Raw genomic sequence first — 20,514 nt, 5'->3', positions numbered from 1 at the left:
TAAATCTTAAAGATCTCTAGCGGCAAAAAAGAAAGCGATTTCATTGTGCGCGTTTTCCAAGCTATCGCTCCCATGCACCGCATTAGCGTCAATGCTTTCAGCAAAATCCGCTCTGATAGTGCCTTTTTGAGCGAGTTTGGGATCAGTCGCTCCCATAAGATCTCTGTTTTTAGCCACCGCATCTTCGCCCTCTAAAACCATAACCACCACCGGACCACTGACCATAAATTCTATCAAATCTTTAAAAAAGGGTCTCTCTCTGTGGATCGCATAAAATTTTTCAGCGTCTTTAACGCTCAAATGCAAGCGTTTCATAGCAATCACTTCCAAGCCGTTACTCTCAAAGCGATCAATGATTTTACCTACCACTTTTTTCTTAAGTGCATCAGGCTTAATAATAGACAGCGTTCTTTGTTTCAATTTAAACTCCTTGTGAATTGTTGATTATACAAAAATTTTTTAAAATATTACCCTTAAAGTATTTTTTTAACGCTTAAAGAACGCTTTAATCTCCTCAGCTTTGTTGGTTTTTTCCCAAGTGAATTCCTCTAATTCGCGCCCAAAATGCCCATAAGCTGAAGTGAGCGAATAAATGGGTCTTAATAAATCCAAGCTTTCAATAATGCCTTTTGGCGTGAGTTTGAAAACCGCTTTCACGCATTTTTCCAACTCCGTGCTTGAATACTTGCTCGTGTTATGCGTGTTCACATAGATAGACACTGGCTCTATCACCCCAATCGCATAAGCAAGCTGCACGGTCGCTTTATCGCAAACCCCACTCGCTACCAAATTTTTAGCCACATAGCGGGCCGCATAAGCCGCACTCCTATCCACTTTACTGGGGTCTTTCCCGCTAAACGCTCCCCCGCCATGCGGACAACTCCCCCCATAAGTATCCACGATGATTTTTCTGCCCGTCAAACCCGCATCGCCTTGCGGCCCACCGATAACGAATTTTCCTGTAGGATTGACAAAAAACTTGATATTGTCATGCAAATATTCTTTGGGTAAAACCTTATACACGATCTCTTCAATCACGGCCTCTTTTAAATGTTTTTGCGAAACTTCTGGGGAATGTTGGGTGGAAATGACAATCGTATCAATGCTTACAGGCTTGTTGTTTTCATAACGCACGCTCACTTGAGACTTGCCATCAGGCCTTAAAAAAGGCAGAGTGTTGTCTTTTCTTTTTTGAGCCAGAGCGAAAGTGAGCTGGTGCGCTAAATGAATGGGTAAGGGCATGAGCGTTTCAGTCTCCTTGCACGCATAACCAAACATAAGCCCTTGATCCCCTGCCCCAATCTCGCCATCTTCTCTATCCACGCCTTGATTAATATCAGGGCTTTGCTCGCCAACGCCATTCAAAACCGCCGCGCTTCTATAGTCAAAGCCATAAAGAGCGTCTGTATAGCCAATCTTTTTAACCACTTCTCTTGCAATCTCTTGCATAGGGGCATAAACAGAAGTTTTTAACTCGCCAGTGATCATGCAAAACCCGTTAGAAACTAAAGTCTCGCATGCGACTTTGGCTTTTTGATCGCGCTCAATAATGTAATCTAAAACCGCATCGCTGATTTGATCAGCCATTTTATCAGGATGCCCCTCGGTTACTGATTCAGAAGTGAAAAGAAAACTATCTTTCATTGATTGTCCTTATTAAAATAATCATTCGTATTCAAAATGGGCTTATTATAGCTTTATTTCATTCTTTAAGACTTAAAAAACCCTTTAGCTTTTTGCAACAAACTCGTTTTTTGCTGTTTCCTGAAATTCGTTCTTAAATGAGCCAGGAAATGGTGCCATTCATGGATTTCCATAGCAGGGATCGCTCCGGCAAAATTAGTGTTAGGGGGCAAGTCTTTACCCACTGCGCTTTTACCCCCAATTTGAGTGAACTCACCCACATGCAAATGCCCCCCAATGCCCACTTGACCACCAAAAACCACATTACGGCCTGTGGTTGTAGAGCCGCTCAAGCCCACTTGAGAAACGACGATGCTGTGCTCGCCTAAAACGCAATTATGCCCGATTTGAACCAGGTTATCAATCTTAACGCCCTCTTTAATCAAAGTCTCACCAAACACCGCCCTATCAATCGCTGTGTTAGCTCCAATTTCTACATTTTTTTGAATCCTAACAATCCCCACATGCTCAATTTTGACATGCTCTCCTAAAGCGGTGTGCGCATAACCAAAGCCATCGCCTCCGATCACACTGCCTGCATGGATAGTAACATTGTCTTCTAAAATCGTGTTTTGATACAAAGTAACACGAGGATACAAAACGCAATTTTTACCGATTTTGACCCCATCAGCGATCACCACGCCCGGATAAATCAAAGAGTTTTCGCCAATTTCTACGCCCTCTCCAATCATCACATTAGGCATGATCGTTACTTTTTCAAAATGTTTAGGTTCATTCACGCTTTCTGGGTTTTTAAAAAAAGGGATTTTAAAGGCATGCGAAGCTTTGGCAAAGGCTAAATGCGGGTTATCCACGACTAAAGCTTGCATGCGTTTTGGCACTTTAGAAGATTCTTTTTTACGGATAAACACCGCCCCGGCATTTGAATCTTTTAAAAGTTTAAGGTAACGCGCTTGGTCAATATAGCTAATATCATTAGGCGTGGCCTTATCCAATTCCGCTAAGGCATGCACTTCAAAATCGTTTGAAAATTCCGTTTCAATAGAATAGGCACTTAACAATTCGCTTAATTTCATCAATACCCCTTATTGTTCTTTATGCAAATCCCACAATAGCGTAGCTTTATTATCTTTTTCTTCCACAGCCCCCATGCCCATAACATGATAGCCAGCGTCCACAAAATGCACTTCCCCACTCACGCCACTAGACAAGCTAGAAAGCAAATACATCCCGGCATTGCCCACTTCTTCTAAACTCACATTTTTTCTTAAAGGGGCGTTGATTTCATTCCATTTTAAAATCATCCTAAAATCAGCGATCCCGCTAGAAGCGAGCGTCCTGATAGGCCCAGCCGATAGGGCATTCACCCTTATATGATGTTTGCCTAAATCCACCGCTAAATAACGCACCGCGCTCTCTAGGGCCGCTTTAGCCAACCCCATCACATTGTAATGCGCCATGTATTTGGTGCTGCCTAAATAGCTTAAAGTCAAAACAGACGCCCCATTATTTAATAAAGGTTTTAGAGTGTTTGTCAGCTCTATTAAAGAATAAACAGAAATTTCCATAGCGGTATTAAACGCGCTTTTAGAAGTTTCTAACAAGCTCCCTTCTAAAGCCTCTTTAGGGGCAAAGGCCACGCTATGAACGATAAAATCCAATGAGCCTAAATCCTTTTTAACGCTATTGTATAGCGGCTTGAAATGCTCTTCTTTGCTCACATCCAATTCATACACATAGGGGCTATTCAATTCCTGCGCGATAGGTCTCACGCGCTTTTCTAAGCTCTCATTCAAATAAGTGAAAGCCAAAGTAGCTCCTTGATTGAAGCAAGATTGAGCGATCCCATAAGCGATGGATTTATTGTTTGCCACCCCTACAATAAGCCCTTTTTTACCTTTTAAAAATCCCATGATTTTCCTTTATAAAAATGAAATGATTGTTTTAAAATTTTCTAATTCCCAAGACGCGCTCCCGATCAATAAGCCATCCACGCTATCAATCCCTAAAATTTCTTTAGCGTTTTGTGTGTTCACGCTCCCCCCATACAATAGGGGCGTTTTTTGATTTAAGATTTGCTTTAAAAAACCATGCGTGAGGTAAATATCTTCTAAAGAAGCACTCTTTTTGGTGCCAATCGCCCAAATAGGCTCATACGCCACAATCAAATTGGAATAATCAAGATCAATATTTTCTAATTGCTCGCTTAAAAATTCCTTTACAGCCTTAAAACCCTTTTCTCTGGTCGTTAAATCTTCGCCAATACAATAAATAATTTTAAAATTTTTACCTTTAAAAAAATCAAACTTTTCTTTCAAAAAGCTAGGGCTTTCCTTTAAAAGCGTTCGCCTCTCGCTATGCCCTATTAAAAGCGTGTGGATTTTGAGTTCTTCTAAATGCTTTGAAGTGATTTCACCGGTAAAAGCCCCCAAATCCTTAGGGTAAGCGTTTTGCGCTCCTAAAGTGAAATGCAAAAACGAATTAGGCAATAACCCCAAAAAATCAGGGAATACAAACACCCTGTCAAAATGCTGCGGTTTTAAAGTTTTTTCTAATTCTCTTAAATACGCATGGCTTTTAAAAATAGGCATAGCGGATTTAAAATTAGCCATGGCAATTTTTGTCATTGAACGATCCTTATTTTATAGGTGGTCTATCCCTTATTATATCTAATAGCGTTTAAAAAATGTAAATTTTAAACAATAGCCCCCTTGAATTGAATTTTTTCTCAATTTAGGTTTTGTTTATAAGAAAAATTATTTCAAATGTAGTAAAATTAAGGCAGTGTTTTTGCGTCAAGCGATTTTAGGTTAATTTTGAGTTTTTAGGAGCAGTTTTTATGCAACAAGAAGAGATTATAGAGGGTTATTATGGCGCTAGCAAAGGGCTTAAAAAGAGCGGTATTTATGCCAAGCTGGATTTTTTACAGAGCGCTACGGGCTTGATTTTAGCGCTCTTTATGATAGCACACATGTTTTTGGTCTCAAGCATCTTGATTAGCGATGAAGCCATGTATAAAGTGGCGAAATTTTTTGAAGGGAGCTTGTTTTTAAAAGCGGGCGAGCCGGCTATTGTGAGCGTGGTTGCAGCAGGAGTTATTCTTATTTTAGTCGCGCATGCTTTCTTGGCGTTAAGGAAATTCCCTATCAATTACAGGCAATACAAGGTTTTTAAAACCCATAAGCATTTGATGAAACATGGCGATACGAGTTTGTGGTTTATTCAAGCCTTAACCGGGTTTGCGATGTTTTTCTTAGCGAGTATCCACCTATTTGTCATGCTCACAGAGCCTGAAAGTATCGGGCCTCATGGCTCAAGCTATCGTTTTGTCACGCAAAACTTTTGGCTTTTGTATATTTTCTTATTGTTTGCCGTAGAATTGCATGGCTCTATTGGGTTGTATCGCTTAGCGATTAAATGGGGGTGGTTTAAGAACGTGAGCATTCAAGGCTTGAGAAAAGTCAAATGGGCGATGAGCGTGTTTTTTATTGTTTTAGGGCTTTGCACCTATGGGGCTTACATTAAAAAAGGTTTAGAAAATAAGGATAATGGCATTAAAACCATGCAAGAAGCCATAGAAGCTGATGGGAAATTCCACAAAGAATAAGGGTAGAAAATGAAAATAACATATTGTGATGCGCTAATTATTGGAGGCGGATTGGCCGGGTTAAGGGCTAGTATCGCATGCAAACAAAAGGGTTTAAACACCATCGTTTTAAGCCTAGTGCCTGTCAGGCGTTCGCACTCTGCGGCCGCTCAAGGGGGCATGCAAGCGAGCCTTGCGAACGCTAAAAAAAGCGAGGGCGATAATGAAGATTTGCACTTTTTAGACACGGTTAAGGGGAGCGATTGGGGGTGTGATCAGCAAGTGGCCAGAATGTTTGTAACCACTGCCCCTAAAGCCATTAGGGAATTGGCCAGTTGGGGGGTGCCTTGGACTAGGATTAAAAAGGGCGAAAGGCCTGCGGTCGTCAATGGTGAGCATGTTACGATTACCGAAAGAGACGATAGGCATGGCTATATCTTAAGCCGTGATTTTGGCGGCACTAAAAAATGGCGCACATGCTTTACGGCTGATGCCACAGGGCATACCATGCTTTATGCGGTCGCTAATGAAGCCTTACACCACAAGGTGGATATTCAAGACAGAAAGGACATGCTCGCTTTCATTCATCATGATAATAAATGTTATGGGGCGGTGGTAAGGGATTTGATCACAGGCGAAATTTCAGCGTATGTTTCTAAAGGCACGCTTTTAGCTACCGGAGGTTATGGGCGCGTGTATAAACACACCACTAACGCCGTGATTTGCGATGGAGCCGGGGCTGCAAGCGCGTTAGAAACCGGTGTGGCTAAATTAGGCAACATGGAAGCGGTGCAATTCCACCCTACCGCTTTAGTGCCAAGCGGGATTTTAATGACTGAAGGTTGCAGGGGCGATGGTGGCGTTTTAAGAGACAAGTTTGGCAGACGCTTCATGCCCGCTTATGAGCCAGAGAAAAAAGAGCTTGCGAGTAGGGATGTGGTCTCAAGGCGGATTTTAGAGCATATCCAAAAAGGCTATGGAGCCAAATCGCCCTATGGGGATCATGTGTGGTTGGATATTGCTATTTTAGGGCGTAACCATGTGGAAAAAAATTTAAGGGATGTGCGCGATATTGCCATGACTTTTGCAGGAATTGATCCGGCCGATAGCGAAGAGCAAACCAAAGACAACATGCAAGGAATGCCCACAAATGAGCCTGAATACGGGCAAGCGATGGCTAAGCAAAAAGGCTGGATCCCCATAAAGCCCATGCAACACTATTCTATGGGTGGGGTTAGGACAAACCCTAAAGGCGAAACCCATTTAAAAGGCTTGTTTTGCGCAGGTGAAGCGGCATGTTGGGATTTGCATGGGTTTAACCGCTTGGGGGGAAATTCTGTGAGTGAAGCGGTGGTCGCTGGCATGATCATTGGGGATTATTTCGCGTCGCATTGTTTGGAAGCGCAAATTGAAATCAACACGCAAAAGGTTGAAGCCTTCATTAAAGAAAGCCAAGATTATATGCACTTTTTATTGCATAATGAAGGCAAAGAAGATGTATATGAAATCAGAGAACGCATGAAAGAAGTCATGGATGAAAAAGTGGGCGTTTTTAGAGAAGGCAAAAGGCTAGAAGAAGCCCTTAAAGAATTGCAAGAGCTTTATGCACGCTCCAAAAACATTTGCGTGAAAAACAAGGTTTTGCACAATAACCCTGAATTAGAAGACGCTTACCGCACCAAAAAAATGCTCAAACTCGCGCTTTGTATCACTCAAGGAGCGTTACTGCGCACTGAAAGCAGAGGGGCTCACACAAGGATTGACTACCCTAAAAGAGACGATGAAAAATGGCTCAATCGGACTTTAGCGAGCTGGCCTAGCACTGAGCAAGACATGCCCACGATTGAATACGAAGAATTAGATGTGATGAAAATGGAAATCAGCCCTGATTTTAGGGGCTATGGCAAAAAGGGCAATTTCATTCCTCACCCCAAAAAAGAAGAGCGCGACGCTGAGATTTTGAAAACGATTTTAGAACTAGAAAAGCTTGGAAAAGACAGAATAGAAGTCCAACACGCGCTCATGCCTTTTGAATTGCAAGAAAAATACAAAGCCAGGAACATGCGTTTAGAAGATGAAGAAGTCAGGGCTAGGGGGGAACATTTGTATTCTTTCAATGTCCATGATTTATTAGACCAACACAACGCTAATTTAAAAGGAGAACACCATGAGTGATAATGAACGAACGATTGTAATTAGAGTGTTAAAATTTGACCCTCAAAGTGCGGTGAGTAAGCCGCATTTTAAAGAGTATCAATTGAAAGAAACGCCATCCATGACGCTCTTTATCGCTTTAAACCTCATTAGAGAGCATCAAGATCCGGATTTGAGTTTTGATTTTGTGTGCCGTGCTGGGATTTGCGGCTCTTGTGCGATGATGGTTAATGGGAGACCGAGACTGGCTTGTAAAACTCTAACTTCTAGCTTTGAAAGCGGGGTGATCACGCTGATGCCCATGCCCAGTTTTACGCTCATTAAAGATTTGAGCGTGAATACGGGCGATTGGTTTTTGGATATGACTAAAAGGGTGGAGAGTTGGGCGCATTCTAAAGAAGAAGTGGATATTACTAGACCGGAAAAAAGGATTGAGCCTGATGAAGCCCAAGAAGTCTTTGAACTAGACAGATGCATTGAATGCGGGTGCTGTATCGCTTCTTGTGGGACTAAACTCATGCGCCCTAATTTCATTGGAGCTGCTGGCATGAACAGAGCCATGCGTTTCATGATTGACAGCCACGATGAAAGAAGCGATGACGATTTTTATGAATTAGTCGGCGATGATGATGGCGTTTTTGGGTGCATGAGCTTGATTGCTTGCCATGACACTTGCCCTAAAGAATTACCCTTGCAAAGCAGTATCGCTACTTTGCGCAACCGAATGTTGAAAGTGGGTAAAAGCCGCTAATTTCTTTTTAGTGGGTCGTTTTTGAAAATCTTTTTAGTTTTTTTAAGCGTCTTTTTTTTTAATGGGTGTTTTGGGTTAGTCTATAAGACTCCCATTTCAAGCCCCCCTATCTCTTATAATCCCTACACTACCACCATTGGGAGTTTGTACGCCAAAAATTTAAAAGAAAACCCTAACCATAGTGCAGCCATTCTTTTAGAAGACGGCTTTGACGCCTTATTGCATAGAGTGGGTCTTATCAGGATGAGCCAAAAAAGCATTGACATGCAAACTTATATTTATAAAAACGATCTTTCTTCTCAAGTGATCGCTAAAGAACTTTTAAATGCGGCCAATCGTGGGGTGAAAGTGCGCATCCTTTTAGATGATAACGGATTGGATTCAGATTTTTCAGATATTATGCTCTTAAATTTCCATAAAAACATTGAAGTGAAAATCTTTAACCCCTACTATATCCGCAATAAAGGCTTGCGCTATTTTGAAATGCTTGCGGATTATGAGCGCATTAAAAAACGCATGCACAACAAGCTTTTCATCGTGGATAATTTCGCTGTCATTATAGGAGGGCGCAATATTGGGGACAATTATTTTGATAACGATTTAGACACGAATTTTTTAGATTTAGACGCTTTGTTTTTTGGGGGGGTTGCTTCAAAGGCCAAAGAAAGCTTTGAACGCTATTGGAGGTTCCACCGCTCCATTCCTGTTTCATTACTAAGAACCCATAAAAGACTCAAAAACAACGCTAAAGAAATCGCCAAACTCCATGAAAAAATCCCTATCAGCGCTGAAGACAAAAACCAGTTTGAAAAAAAAGTCAATGATTTTATAGATCGTTTCCAAAAATACCAATACCCCATTTATTATGGGAATGCCATTTTTTTAGCCGATTCACCCAAAAAAATTGACACGCCCTTGTATTCGCCCATCAAAATCGCTTTTGAGAAAGCCCTTAAAAACGCTAAAGACTCCGTTTTTATCGCTTCATCGTATTTTATTCCAGGCAAAAAGATGATGAAAATCTTTAAAAATCAAATTTCTAAGGGGATTGAATTGAACATCCTTACCAATTCCCTTTCATCTACTGATGCGATAGTGGTCTATGGGGCATGGGAAAGGTATCGCAACCAATTAGTGCGAATGGGCGCGAATGTCTATGAAATACGAAACGATTTTTTCAACCGCCAGATTAAAGGGCGCTTTAGCACCAAACATTCCTTACACGGCAAGACGATTGTTTTTGATGACAATTTAACGCTTCTAGGGAGTTTTAATATTGATCCGCGCTCTGCATACATCAACACTGAAAGCGCGGTTTTGTTTGACAACCCGTCTTTTGCTAAAAGGGTGCGTTTGTCGCTTAAAGATCATGCCCAACAAGCATGGCATTTGGTGGTGTATCGGCATAGAGTGATTTGGGAAGCGGTGGAAGAAGGCATTTTAATCCATGAAAAAACTTCGCCTGACACTTCCTTCTTTTTGCGCTTGATTAAAGAATGGTCTAAAGTCCTTCCTGAAAGAGAGCTTTAAAACTTTTAATGCCCTTTATTTTGCGAAAAAGCGATATTATTGGTAACAGCGGCTAAAAGCGCTGAACACACAAACACCAAATGGATCACCACTTGCCAAAAAATGGGGTTATGCGATAGGGGCGTGTCCTTAGGGATACTGGATAAAACATCTTCTAAACTCATGTAGCGTTTGAGCAAGAAAATCGCCGAAATGGCTACAATGGAGAGTGAAACCTTTAATTTTAAAGCGTTAAAATCCGTGTGCTTTAGCCAAGTGATTTCGCTGGCATCTACCTTGTCTAATTTAGAAACAAAGCTTTCATAACTGGCGAGCAGCACCATCAAAACAAGCCCGGCCATAAATAACAAATCCACTAAACCTAAGGCTGATAAAACCAAATCCGTTTCGCTGATCGTGTTTAGGTGGCTTAGCATGTGCCACAACTCTTTCATGAACACATAGCCTAAAACCACCAACACTAACGACATGGCAATGCATAAAGGGGCTAGCAACCAACGAGTGGCAAACAACACTCTTTCAATCAATTTTTCTAGCATCTCAACTCTTTTAATTATGGCTTTTTGAAGCCTTGATTATAGCTAATAAAACGCCCCAAGTGGCTAACAGAACGCCTTGATGGAGTGAAACCTCAGATCATTCTTATGGTATTTATGGTATAAATTTGACTACTGCATGCAACAAAGGAGAAGTGAATGAAAACCACCCTAAAAGATGTCTTTTTAGAGAGTGGATACAGCATTCCTAATTATCAAAGGGATTACGCTTGGAAAGAAAAGAATTTTAAAGATTTATGGGAAGATCGAGAAGAAGCGATAGAATACAACAAAAAGGGTCAGGGGCATTTTATAGGCACCATGGTTGTCGCTAAGAATGAAGACAACAAAAAATTGTATGACATCATTGACGGCCAGCAGCGAACGACTACCATCTTCATGCTCTTGCATGTCTTGGCGAACAAACAAAACGAGAAAGACAAGCAAGAGACAAGAAAATATCTATACCAAAAGGGGGAATTAAAATTAGAAGTCACCCCTCAAAACCAAAGCTTCTTCAAAACGCTCTTGGAAGCGGCAGAAAAGGGGAATATCAGCCATTGCAAAAAAGATGCAGACACCGAGGGTAAGCAAAATCTTTTTGAAGTTTTGAAGACTATCTTGGATAAGGTCAGCGAGTTAAATAAAGAAGAAGCGAATGAGCGTTTGGAGGCGCTGTTGGAAATGGTTTTGATGCGGTTTGAAGAGCCCGATCCTGGGAGAGCCATCAGAACCTTTCAAAGCGTGAATGACAGAGGCGTGCCTCTCCTCTTGCTGGACAAACTAAAATCCCTTCTCATCTATTACTCCAACACTTTTTGCGATGGGAAAAGGGGGCTAGACCAATTTATCAATGATTATTTTGGGGAGATCTTTAAGATCTTTGCCAAGATCAAAAAGAGCGACCATATCTCCAGCGTTGGAGGCTTTGATGAAGGCGATATCTTCCGCTACCACGCAGGGAGCCAAAGATTTGATGGAATCGAGTTTTTAGGGCACTACGCAACAAGCACAGAAGACACCTACGAGAAACTCAAAGATGAACTAAAAGAAATCAAAAAAAGCAAATTGAAAAGTTTCATCCAATCCTATGTCAGCGATTTGAAAAATTTCTATCAGGCTTTCCTTGATCTATTGAGCGAGATTGACACTAACCCAACCACCCTTAAGGTCATGCTCATCAACACGATCAACCCGCTTTTTTTCAATTCGCTCATCCGCCTGAAAATCAACAACGAACTAGACGATGAAACGCTGAAACTCTTTGCCAAAACCGATACTATGTTTTCCAAAGCTACTAAAGATATGAAAGCAACGGCCTACAACCTGATTAATGCGTATCTTAAAAAGGGCAAAGAGGGATTGAAGAGCGAGATGATTGCTCAATGCAGAAATGATATAGGGCTGGCTTCTTTGAAGCTTGTAAACAACGCATCCAACTTATCATGCTTCCACTATGTCTTCTTTGAAAAGAACTGCCAGGAGATGGGTCTTGCCGATCTCAAAAAATTGATCCCTGGGAAGCAATTCTCCCAAGAAAAAGAGCACATCATCCCCATCAATTTATTAGAATTGGATAATGAAATTGAGATCCAAAAACTTGGTTTTGAAGACAAGAAAGATCTTGAAAACTACATTGACACATACGGCAACCTCATCTCCTTAGAAAGTCCGCTCAATCGTAATGCAAGCGATAAGGATCTGTATGAAAAAGATGAAATCTACAAAAGTAGTGAGGTCCCTTTCAACAGGCGCTTTAATGCAAAAGATTTCAACAAAAAGGTCTTAATAAAAAGGAATGATGAAATGCGAGAATGGCTGATTGACACCTTTTTTAAGGATTTCGCCACCCACTAAAGAGAGTGAAGCTTAAAAGAGCGTGATCGCGCTTGCTCTCTTGCTTCTAGCCCCACCATCGCACCCATAAAGCTAGTTCCAAACCGATCTCTTCTTTGGAGGGTTAGGGGTTATCAAACAACAAACAATAATTTCATAAGATTTAAACGCTCCGTAGTTTTCAAACAACAAACAAATACTTTTAACGAATAAATGCTCTTTAAGGCTGAATTCAAACGCAAGAATTATCTGAATTTCTCAAAGACCAAATAGGTATATTGATCAAAAAAATCTGTTTATCTTCATTCTCTGTTAAAATTATCCGAGCCGATGGAGTAAGCTACCCCATCGTTTTAGCGCTTGGATGATCCGTTAAAAACGCCCAAGAAAAAATAAGAATTTTTAGCTCAAAACCCCTACCGCGCTTCTATGACAACCGGTTTAGTCATCTTTTTGCTGACTTCATCAGCATGCATCAAGGCTTCTTGCTTGCTCTTATAAGGGCCTATGAGATAGCGCTTCGTCGCTCCCCTATCTTCAATCTTATGGGGGAATTGGTTAAACGCTTGTAAAAAGGCTTTATTGGGCGTGTGCGCAAAAACCCCCACTTGCAAATAATGCCCTTTAGTAAGAGTGGTTTTAGAATTGGCTTTTTTAGGAACTTCTTTATGAGCTTCTTTTTTGACTTTTAGCTCTTTAACCGCATGCTTATCTTTATCTTTATGAGCTTCCTTATCTTTAGGGGTTACTTTGGGCTTTTTATGGGGGGTTTCTTTTTTAGCCACAGCTTGAGATTCTTTTTGAGCGATTATAGGAGTGTGTTCAACAACTTTTAATTCTTTTTGAGCTTGTTGGGTTTCTTCTGTTGTTTTCATCTCCGTTTGAGTTCGATCGGTTTGAGTGGGCATGTTAAACGCATCATTTTCTTGTTTTTTAACATTATCCGCCACTTTGTCTAGCTTGTCTTCTTGTTTGGGAGAATCCATATTCAAGCTTTCAAACTCATCGTCTTTTTTCTCATCTTTAGTGTTGCCTATTTTTTGCATCCCGCTATCGGTTTGTAAAAAAGTCTCTTTAGGAGCGACTCTCGTGCTTTTCCAAAACACCATTAAAAGCACCGCTAAAATGATAATGGCTATAGCCACGATCAAAAACACCTTTTTAGTGCCGCCCCCATTATTTTCTTCTTCTAAGATCACTTCATTCAGTCTTTCTTTTTCTGACATCAAAAATCCTTTCAAAAATGGTTATAAATGCTTCGCCCAAGAGCTCCCTCGCTCTTTTGCAAACACTTCATAAGGTAAAGCTAAAATATTAAATTCCTTAGGCCATTCATTGCTAGGGAAGACCTTCCATTCTTTAGGCAACCCTTGCGCTAATTTCATAGACAAAGTTTTAACCAGCCTTTCACCCTCGCCTAATTCCGTATGCCCCTTATGCACATACAAATGCAAATGCCCTGGCGTCTTCGTGTTATAAGCGGTAAAATTCATAAAACCCTCTTCACGAAGCAATAACTGCGCCTTATGATAAAAACGCTCCGGGTTCCTCCCGTTATAATCAAACACAATGTTTTCCACCTTATCGTTACGCAAGATGAGGTTGTGCGCGATTTCTATTTCTTTTTTCAAATGCTTTTGAATGAGCGAGCTTGTGAGCATGGCATTCACTCTTTGGAATTTATTATAGAAGCAACGCCCCGCATAATCCACCCTCTCCCCCAAGCCTGGTTTTTTTTCAAAATAATGGCTTGTGTCTATCTTAATGAGCTTTAATTCCATTTCTGTCATCTTGACTCCCTTAAAAAATAGGTTGTTGGTACACAGGGAATTGACTAGCCATAGCCTTCAATTCTTCTTTCACATGCAATTGCAAACTAACATTGTTAATATCATTCAAAATATCTGATATTTTATTCCCTATGATTTCAAATTCTTTAGCTCCCATGCCCCTTGCGCTCAATGCCGCTGAGCCAATCCTTATCCCGCTCGTTACAAAAGGGCTGCGCGTTTCGCCAGGAATGGTGTTTTTATTCACGGTAATTCCGGCATTCCCTAATGCAATATCAGCGTCTTTCCCACTATAAGGCTTATCCAAGAAATCCATTAAAAGCAAATGGTTAGAAGTGCCATCGCTCACTAACTTATGGTTTTTTTCTTTTAACGCTTTAGCCAAAACTTGCATGTTAGATTTCACTAATTGTGCGTAAGCTTTAAATTCTGGTTTTAGATTCTCTTTAAACCCCACCGCTTTAGCAGCAATCACATGCATCAAAGGCCCGCCTTGAGTCCCTGGAAAAATCGCTTTATCAATCTTAGCCGCTATCTCTTCATCATTAGTTAAAATAAGCCCTCCTCTAGGCCCTCTTAAGGTCTTATGAGTGGTGCTTGAAACCACATGGCAATGCGGGAAAGGATGGGCATGCTCATTAGCGACCACAAGCCCTGCCACATGGGCTATATCGCCTAATAGTAACGCCCCCACTTCATCAGCGATTTCTCTAAATTTCTTAAAATCAATCTCCCTTGGATAGGCTGAAAACCCGCACACAATGATTTCTGGCTTAACGCTTTGAGCGATTTTTAGCGCTTCTTCATAATCAATATAGCCATCCCAATTCACGCCATAAGAAAAGCTCTGATAATGCTTGCCGGTTAAACTCACTTTAGCGCCATGCGTTAAATGCCCTCCACAGCTTAAATCCATGCCTAAAATCTTGTCATAAGGCTTTAAAAGAGCGTGATAGACAGCGTTATTGGCTTGTGAGCCTGAATGCGCTTGCACGTTAGCGAACTGGCAATTGAAAAGCTTTTTAGCCCTTTCTATGGCTAGGCTTTCTATTTTATCCACCACTTCACAGCCTCCATAATAGCGCTTGTTAGGATAGCCCTCAGCGTATTTATTCGTTAAAATGCTCCCCATAGCTTCCATAACACTAGGAAAAGTGTAATTCTCGCTCGCTATCATTTCTAAATGCTCATTTTGCCGCTTATATTCTTCAAAGATCAATTCAAAAATTTCACTATCGCTTTGTTCTAAAAAATACGCCATTATTCTCCACTCTCAATATTAAAATCGTTTTTAACAGGACGCATCGCTGGGAATAAAATCACATCTTTAATGCTTTTAGCTCCAGTGAGTAGCATCACTAATCGGTCAATGCCTATGCCTTGCCCTGCAGTGGGGGGCATTCCATGGGCTAGAGCCCACACATAATCTTCATCCATGTATTGGGCTTCTTCATCGCCTTTTTCTTTCTCAGCCACTTGATTCTTAAAGCGTTCTAATTGATCTAAAGGATCGTTCAACTCGCTAAAGCCATTAGCGATTTCTTTTCCTGCAATGAACAATTCAAACCTGTCAGCAATATTAGGGTTACTATCGTTGCGTCTGGCTAAGGGGCTAATCTCAATGGGGTATTGGGTTACAAAAGTGGGGTTAATGAGTTTATGCTCCACAAAATGATCAAACGCTTCAGCGAGCAATTTACCATAAGTGAGATTTGGCTCTACTTTGATGCCTTGCTCTAACAAATAAGCCAAAAGCCTGTCTTCTTTTTCTAAAATATCCTTACTGATGCCCCCTATCGTTTCTAAAGCGTCCAAATAGGAAATCACGCTCGTTTGGTTGAAATCCACTTCCATATCGTTATAAATGATTTTTGAATCTAAATTTAAAGTCTTTAGCAAGTAGTCAAATAGCCTCTTACTGAGTTCAATCAAATCTTCATAAGTGTGATACGCCCAATAAAACTCAATCATCGTGAATTCGGGGTTATGGCTGTGATCCATGCCCTCATTCCTGAAATTACGATTGATTTCAAACACCGCTTCAAACCCCCCCACAATCAAGCGTTTGAGGTATAATTCTGGAGCGATTCTTAAATACCTTTCAACTTCTAAAGCGTTGTGATAAGTGATAAAAGGCCTTGCGTTCGCCCCGCCAGGAATGGGGTGCATCATGGGGGTTTCCACTTCTAAAAACCCTTCCATTTCAAAAAATTTCCGCACGCTAGAAACAATCAAACTGCGCTTTTTAAACACATCTTTAACGCCAGGATTGACGATCAAATCCAAGTAGCGCTGACGGTAACGCAATTCTATATCGCTTAGTCCATGAAACTTTTCAGGTAAAGGCACAATGGTTTTGCTTAAAATATGAAATTCTAGGGCATGAACGCTTAATTCACCGGTTTTGGTAGCAAAAGGGAAGCCTTTCACCAACACAATATCGCCCACTTCTAAATGCTTTTTCAAGCTTTTAAATTCATCGTTCAATTCATTTTGCGAAACATAAGCTTGCAAAATCGCGCTTTCATCTTCAATTTTAATAAAACATGCCTTGCCCATTAAACGCAAAAGCTTGACCCTCCCTACAATACTCTCGCGTTTTTCTTTGTCTTTAGGCTCTTCTAAATCCTTAACATAAGCGTATTTTTCTAAAAAAGCGGCGTTGGTGAGGCTTCGTTTCAAGCCATTTTTATAAGGGTTTTTGCCTTCTTCTCTCAAGCTATTGGCTTTATGGATGCGTTGTTGGATGTATTGGTTAGAAAACATGTGATGCCTTTATAGGGATTCTTTATTAGATGGGGTAGGGTTTGGTGGGGTTTGATTAGCTTTTGGATCTAGCATGTTTTTAGGCAAGTCTTTAGCCTTTTCTTTTAAAGATTCCACGCCCTTATCCATCGCTTTATCAAAAGATTGTTTATTTTTATTAAAAGATTCTTTATTTTTGACTTCATCGCTCATTTCTTCAAGGTTGTCTTTAAGGTTTTGCTCCACATGTTTGACGCCATCAAGGCGCATGATCTTACTAGCGACGCTTTTCATGGTAGAAAAAAAAGCGCTTTTTTCTTGCAAATAGGCGTTAGCGTCTTTCATGACTTCCATTTTAGAGAGTGCATAAAGGATGAAAGAAAGCACTAAAAAAGTCTTCAAGCATGAAAAAATAAACCCTAACGCTTTGTCTATAATGCCTAACCCACTAAAGACTAACACCTTGCCTAGCAACACTCCAAAAGCTAAAAAAAACACCCAAATAGACGCTAACACCAATAAAAAACCGATGAGATTCGTCATGGTTTCATTTCTTAAATCATACAAATGCTCTGAAAATAAATTCCCAACAGCCACAGAATAGCGAGACGCTAAATACACGCCAAGCACAATCCCTAAAGTCCCCGCTACTTCACTCACGAAGCCATGATAAAATCCTCTAATCCCAAAGGCTACCACCACCACAAGTAACGCTAAATCAATATAATTCAAACCCTAAACCCAAACCTTTCTCTCATATATCTCGCATAAAGATAGTGAGCGCTCAAAAACACCCCAAAAAACGCTCATGATTTTTTAACGCTATCAATCCACGCTCACTTGAAATTTGAAAATAATAACACAACTTAAAAAAAACTACCCTTAAAAAAATCAATCTAAAATTCTTAAATTAAAATATAGCTATAATACACTAAAACAATCTCAAGGTTTCAAAATTTAGCCATGCGTCTTCTTCTATTCAATCAAAACGCTTTTTTATTAGCGTGCATGTTTGTTTCAAGCGTGTATATGAACGCTGTTTTGGACGCTTATGCAATTGAAAGCCCCTATATCACTATCACACTCACAAGCCTATTAGCCCCTTTAAGCATGCTGGCGTTTTTAAAAACCCCTAGAAACAGCGCTTTTGCTTTGGGGTTTTTTGTGGGAGCGTTATTGTTTTATTGGTGCGCTTTAAGCTTTCGCTACTCGGATTTCACCTATTTATTGCCCTTAATCATTGTTTTAATAGCGTTAGTTTATGGGGTTTTATTTTATTTGTTGCTCTATTTTGAAAACCCCTACTTCAGGCTTTTGAGTTTTTTAGGCTCTAGTTTTATCCACCCTTTTGGATTTGATTGGTTAGTCCTAGATAGCTTTTTTTCTTATAGCGTGTTTAGAGTGGATAAGTTATCGCTAGGGCTTGTTTTTTTGGCTTGCATTTTTTTGAGTGCTCAAAATCTTAAAAAATACAGGATCATAGCGGTTTTATTGTTACTTGGCGCGTTGGATTTTAATGGTTTCAAAACAAGCGATTTAAAAAAGGTTGGAAATATTGAATTGGTCTCTACAAAAACGCCCCAAGATTTGAAATTTGACTCAAATTACCTTAATAATATTGAAAACAACATTCTTAAAGAAATCAAGCTCGCTCAAAGCAAGCAAAAAACCTTGATTGTTTTTCCAGAGACCGCCTACCCCATCCTTTTAGAAAACTCCCCCTTTAAAGCGAAGTTAGAAGATTTAAGCGATAATATTGCTATTTTAATAGGGACATTGCGCACCCAAGGCTATAGCCTTTATAACAGCTCGTTTTTATTTTCTAAAGAGGGCGTTCAGATCGCTGATAAAGTGATCTTAGCCCCCTTTGGCGAGATAATGCCTTTACCCAAGTTTCTTCAAAAACCCCTTGAAAAGCTCTTTTTTGGCGAGAGCGCTTATTTATACCGCAACGCTTCTCGTTTCAGCGATTTTACATTAGACGATTTTACTTTTCGCCCCCTGATTTGCTATGAAGGCACTTCCAAACCCGCTTATTCAAACAGCCCTTCAAAAATTTTTATCGTGATGAGCAATAACGCATGGTTTAGTCCAAGCATTGAACCCACCTTACAAAGAACGCTTTTAAAATACTACGCAAGGCGTTATGATAAGATCATCTTGCACAGCGCGAATTTTTCAACTTCTTACATCTTAAGCCCTAGTTTATTGGGCGATATTCTTTTTAGGAAACGATCATGATTAAAGCAACTGGTATTTCTCATGCTTTTGAAAAACCTCTTTATAATGGCGTGAATTTGCGCATCAAGCCTAAAGAAAGTCTAGCGATTTTAGGCGTGAGCGGGAGCGGTAAAAGCACGCTTTTAAGCCATCTAGCCACCATGCTAAAACCCAATAGTGGGACGATTAGTTTGTTAGAACACCAAGATATTTATGCCCTAAATCCCAAAAAGCTTTTGGAATTACGGCGCTTAAAAGTGGGCATAATCTTTCAATCGCATTACCTTTTTAAGGGTTTTAGCGCTTTAGAAAACTTGCAAGTCGCTTCCATCCTAGCCAAGCAAGAAATAAATCATTCCCTTTTAGAACAATTAGGCATAGCCCACACCCTAAAACAAGGCGTGGGTGAATTGAGCGGCGGCCAGCAACAACGCTTAAGCATCGCCAGAGTGCTTTCTAAAAAACCCCAAATCATTATCGCTGATGAACCCACCGGGAATTTAGACACCACTAGCGCTAATCAAGTCATCAGCATGCTGCAAAATTATATTATAGAAGAGGAGGGGGCGTTAGTTTTGGCCACGCATGATGAGCATTTGGCTTTCACTTGCTCTCAAGTCTATCGCTTAGAAAAAGAAGTTTTGATTAAGGAAAAATAAGAAATGTTGCAACGCCCTAAAATTGTCGCTGAATTGAGCGCTAATCATAACCAGGATTTAAACCTAGCCAAAGAAAGCCTTCATGCCATTAAGGAAAGCGGTGCGGATTTTGTCAAGCTCCAAACCTACACGCCAAGCTGCATGACTTTAAACTCTAAAGAAGATCCTTTCATCATTCAAGGCACTTTATGGGATAAAGAAAATCTGTATGAATTGTATCAAAAGGCTTCTACCCCCCTAGAGTGGCATGCGGAATTGTTTGAGTTGGCTAGAAAGCTTGATTTAGGCATTTTTAGCTCGCCTTTTAGTTCACAAGCTTTAGAGCTTTTAGAGAGCCTAAATTGCCCCATGTATAAAATCGCTAGTTTTGAAATCGTTGATTTAGATTTGATTGAAAAGGCCGCTCGCACACAAAAGCCCATTATCCTTTCTAGCGGTATCGCTACACACACCGAATTGCAAGACGCTATCTCGTTGTGCAAAGGAGTGGGTAATTTTGACATCACCCTTTTAAAATGCGTGAGCGCTTATCCCAGTAAAATAGAAGACGCTAACTTATTGAGCATGGTTAAATTAGGCGAAACCTTTGGCGTTAAATTTGGCTTAAGCGATCACACGATTGGCTCTCTTTGCCCCATTTTAGCCACCACTTTAGGAGCGAGCATGATAGAAAAGCATTTCATTTTAAACAAATCCTTACAAACCCCAGACAGCGCTTTTAGCATGGATTTTAACGAATTTAAAAGCATGGTTGAAGCCATCAAGCAAAGCGTTTTAACCTTAGGCGAAGAAGAGCCTAAAATCAATCCAAAGACTTTAGAGGAGCAAAGATTTTTTGCACGCTCTTTATTTGTCATTAAGGATATTCAAAAAGGCGAAGCATTGACTAGCGATAATATCAAAGCCTTACGCCCCAACCTTGGCTTACACCCTAAATTTTATAAAGAAATTTTAGGTCAAAAGGCGTCAAAATTTTTAAAAGCCAACACCCCTTTAAACGCTGATGATATAGAACGCTCACTGTAGGTTTGTTTTGATTAAAAAATGGGGTTTTTAAATTTGT

Annotated in this window: 19 protein-coding genes; 8 read left to right on the top strand and 11 right to left on the bottom strand. The window is 40.4% G+C overall.

Translation table 11 applies throughout. The annotated features are described in order from the left end of the window. Nucleotides 1–6: 6 nt before the first annotated feature. From ndk to EAL49_RS00385, 5 genes are all read right to left on the bottom strand, one after another. Entirely contained in the window at nt 7–420 is a 414-nt protein-coding gene (gene ndk / locus EAL49_RS00405) for a nucleoside-diphosphate kinase (protein ID WP_000813724.1), read from the bottom strand. Between the two features lie 66 nt (nt 421–486). Continuing rightward, the gene (gene metK, locus EAL49_RS00400; protein ID WP_000655161.1) at nt 487–1,644 is read right to left on the bottom strand and encodes a methionine adenosyltransferase; all 1,158 of its coding nucleotides are present in this window, start codon (nt 1,642–1,644) and stop codon (nt 487–489) included. A 65-nt stretch (nt 1,645–1,709) separates the two neighbouring features. Continuing rightward, nucleotides 1,710–2,720: a UDP-3-O-(3-hydroxymyristoyl)glucosamine N-acyltransferase gene (gene lpxD, locus EAL49_RS00395; protein WP_120828116.1), complete on the bottom strand. Its 1,011-nt coding sequence runs from the start codon at nt 2,718–2,720 to the stop codon at nt 1,710–1,712. Between the two features lie 9 nt (nt 2,721–2,729). Continuing rightward, on the bottom strand, nt 2,730–3,557 hold the full coding sequence (fabI, locus tag EAL49_RS00390; protein WP_120828114.1) for an enoyl-ACP reductase FabI: 828 nt from the start codon (nt 3,555–3,557) through the stop codon (nt 2,730–2,732). 9 nt (nt 3,558–3,566) lie between these two features. Further along, nucleotides 3,567–4,271 carry a triose-phosphate isomerase gene (locus EAL49_RS00385; protein WP_120828113.1) on the bottom strand — a complete coding sequence of 235 codons (705 nt, stop codon included), beginning with the start codon at nt 4,269–4,271 and terminating at the stop codon, nt 3,567–3,569. 212 nt (nt 4,272–4,483) lie between these two features. Here EAL49_RS00385 and EAL49_RS00380 point away from each other — a divergent pair, with 212 nt between their 5' ends. From EAL49_RS00380 to clsC, 4 genes are read left to right on the top strand one after another with little or no spacing between them, the layout of a single operon-like run. Then, complete coding sequence (locus EAL49_RS00380) at nt 4,484–5,251, top strand: fumarate reductase cytochrome b subunit (RefSeq protein ID WP_001183642.1); 768 nt, start codon at nt 4,484–4,486, stop codon at nt 5,249–5,251. A gap of 9 nt (nt 5,252–5,260) precedes the next feature. Next, nucleotides 5,261–7,405 carry a fumarate reductase flavoprotein subunit gene (locus EAL49_RS00375; RefSeq protein ID WP_120828111.1) on the top strand — a complete coding sequence of 715 codons (2,145 nt, stop codon included), beginning with the start codon at nt 5,261–5,263 and terminating at the stop codon, nt 7,403–7,405. Beyond that, complete coding sequence (locus EAL49_RS00370; RefSeq protein ID WP_045004000.1) at nt 7,398–8,135, top strand: fumarate reductase iron-sulfur subunit; 738 nt, start codon at nt 7,398–7,400, stop codon at nt 8,133–8,135. Before EAL49_RS00375 ends, EAL49_RS00370 begins: the two co-directional genes overlap by 8 nt. A gap of 21 nt (nt 8,136–8,156) precedes the next feature. Beyond that, nucleotides 8,157–9,665, top strand: a complete 1,509-nt coding sequence (gene clsC, locus EAL49_RS00365) for a cardiolipin synthase ClsC (RefSeq protein ID WP_038417211.1) — start codon at nt 8,157–8,159, stop codon at nt 9,663–9,665. 5 nt (nt 9,666–9,670) lie between these two features. Here the strand turns inward: clsC and EAL49_RS00360 are convergent, their stop codons facing one another. Continuing rightward, nucleotides 9,671–10,204 carry a TIGR00645 family protein gene (locus EAL49_RS00360; protein ID WP_000890459.1) on the bottom strand — a complete coding sequence of 178 codons (534 nt, stop codon included), beginning with the start codon at nt 10,202–10,204 and terminating at the stop codon, nt 9,671–9,673. Between the two features lie 156 nt (nt 10,205–10,360). Between EAL49_RS00360 and EAL49_RS00355 the strand changes: the two genes are divergently transcribed. Continuing rightward, a complete protein-coding gene (locus EAL49_RS00355) occupies nt 10,361–12,058 on the top strand; it encodes a DUF262 domain-containing protein (RefSeq protein ID WP_120828109.1) in 1,698 nt (565 codons plus the stop codon). Between the two features lie 395 nt (nt 12,059–12,453). Here the strand turns inward: EAL49_RS00355 and EAL49_RS00350 are convergent, their stop codons facing one another. Genes EAL49_RS00350 through EAL49_RS00330 form a run of 5 tightly spaced genes read right to left on the bottom strand, consistent with a single transcriptional unit; the run spans nt 12,454 to nt 17,304 of the window. Continuing rightward, on the bottom strand, nt 12,454–13,263 hold the full coding sequence (locus EAL49_RS00350) for an SPOR domain-containing protein (RefSeq protein WP_120828107.1): 810 nt from the start codon (nt 13,261–13,263) through the stop codon (nt 12,454–12,456). Between the two features lie 21 nt (nt 13,264–13,284). After that, a complete protein-coding gene (locus EAL49_RS00345) occupies nt 13,285–13,827 on the bottom strand; it encodes a DUF1882 domain-containing protein (RefSeq protein ID WP_000138078.1) in 543 nt (180 codons plus the stop codon). 10 nt (nt 13,828–13,837) lie between these two features. Beyond that, a complete protein-coding gene (locus EAL49_RS00340; protein WP_120828105.1) occupies nt 13,838–15,088 on the bottom strand; it encodes a serine hydroxymethyltransferase in 1,251 nt (416 codons plus the stop codon). After that, nucleotides 15,088–16,593 carry a lysine--tRNA ligase gene (lysS, locus tag EAL49_RS00335; RefSeq protein WP_120828103.1) on the bottom strand — a complete coding sequence of 502 codons (1,506 nt, stop codon included), beginning with the start codon at nt 16,591–16,593 and terminating at the stop codon, nt 15,088–15,090. Before lysS ends, EAL49_RS00340 begins: the two co-directional genes overlap by 1 nt. 9 nt (nt 16,594–16,602) lie before the next feature. Beyond that, nucleotides 16,603–17,304: a CvpA family protein gene (locus tag EAL49_RS00330; RefSeq protein ID WP_120828102.1), complete on the bottom strand. Its 702-nt coding sequence runs from the start codon at nt 17,302–17,304 to the stop codon at nt 16,603–16,605. 231 nt (nt 17,305–17,535) lie between these two features. On the opposite strand from EAL49_RS00330, the gene EAL49_RS00325 reads away from it, so the two are divergent. Genes EAL49_RS00325 through pseI form a run of 3 tightly spaced genes read left to right on the top strand, consistent with a single transcriptional unit; the run spans nt 17,536 to nt 20,477 of the window. Next, the gene (locus tag EAL49_RS00325) at nt 17,536–18,813 is read left to right on the top strand and encodes an apolipoprotein N-acyltransferase (protein WP_120828100.1); all 1,278 of its coding nucleotides are present in this window, start codon (nt 17,536–17,538) and stop codon (nt 18,811–18,813) included. Next, on the top strand, nt 18,810–19,451 hold the full coding sequence (locus EAL49_RS00320; RefSeq protein ID WP_120828098.1) for an ABC transporter ATP-binding protein: 642 nt from the start codon (nt 18,810–18,812) through the stop codon (nt 19,449–19,451). Before EAL49_RS00325 ends, EAL49_RS00320 begins: the two co-directional genes overlap by 4 nt. Nucleotides 19,452–19,454: 3 nt before the next feature. Next, a complete protein-coding gene (gene pseI, locus EAL49_RS00315) occupies nt 19,455–20,477 on the top strand; it encodes a pseudaminic acid synthase (RefSeq protein WP_120828096.1) in 1,023 nt (340 codons plus the stop codon). The last annotated feature ends 37 nt before the right edge of the window (nt 20,478–20,514 follow it).

Origin of the sequence: Helicobacter pylori, from assembly GCF_003637665.1 — a bacterium.
In the GTDB taxonomy this organism is placed as follows: Bacteria; Campylobacterota; Campylobacteria; order Campylobacterales; family Helicobacteraceae; genus Helicobacter; species Helicobacter pylori_CK.
The sequence above is the reverse complement of the archived record's forward strand: the minus strand, read 5'-3'. Positions and strand labels throughout refer to the sequence as shown.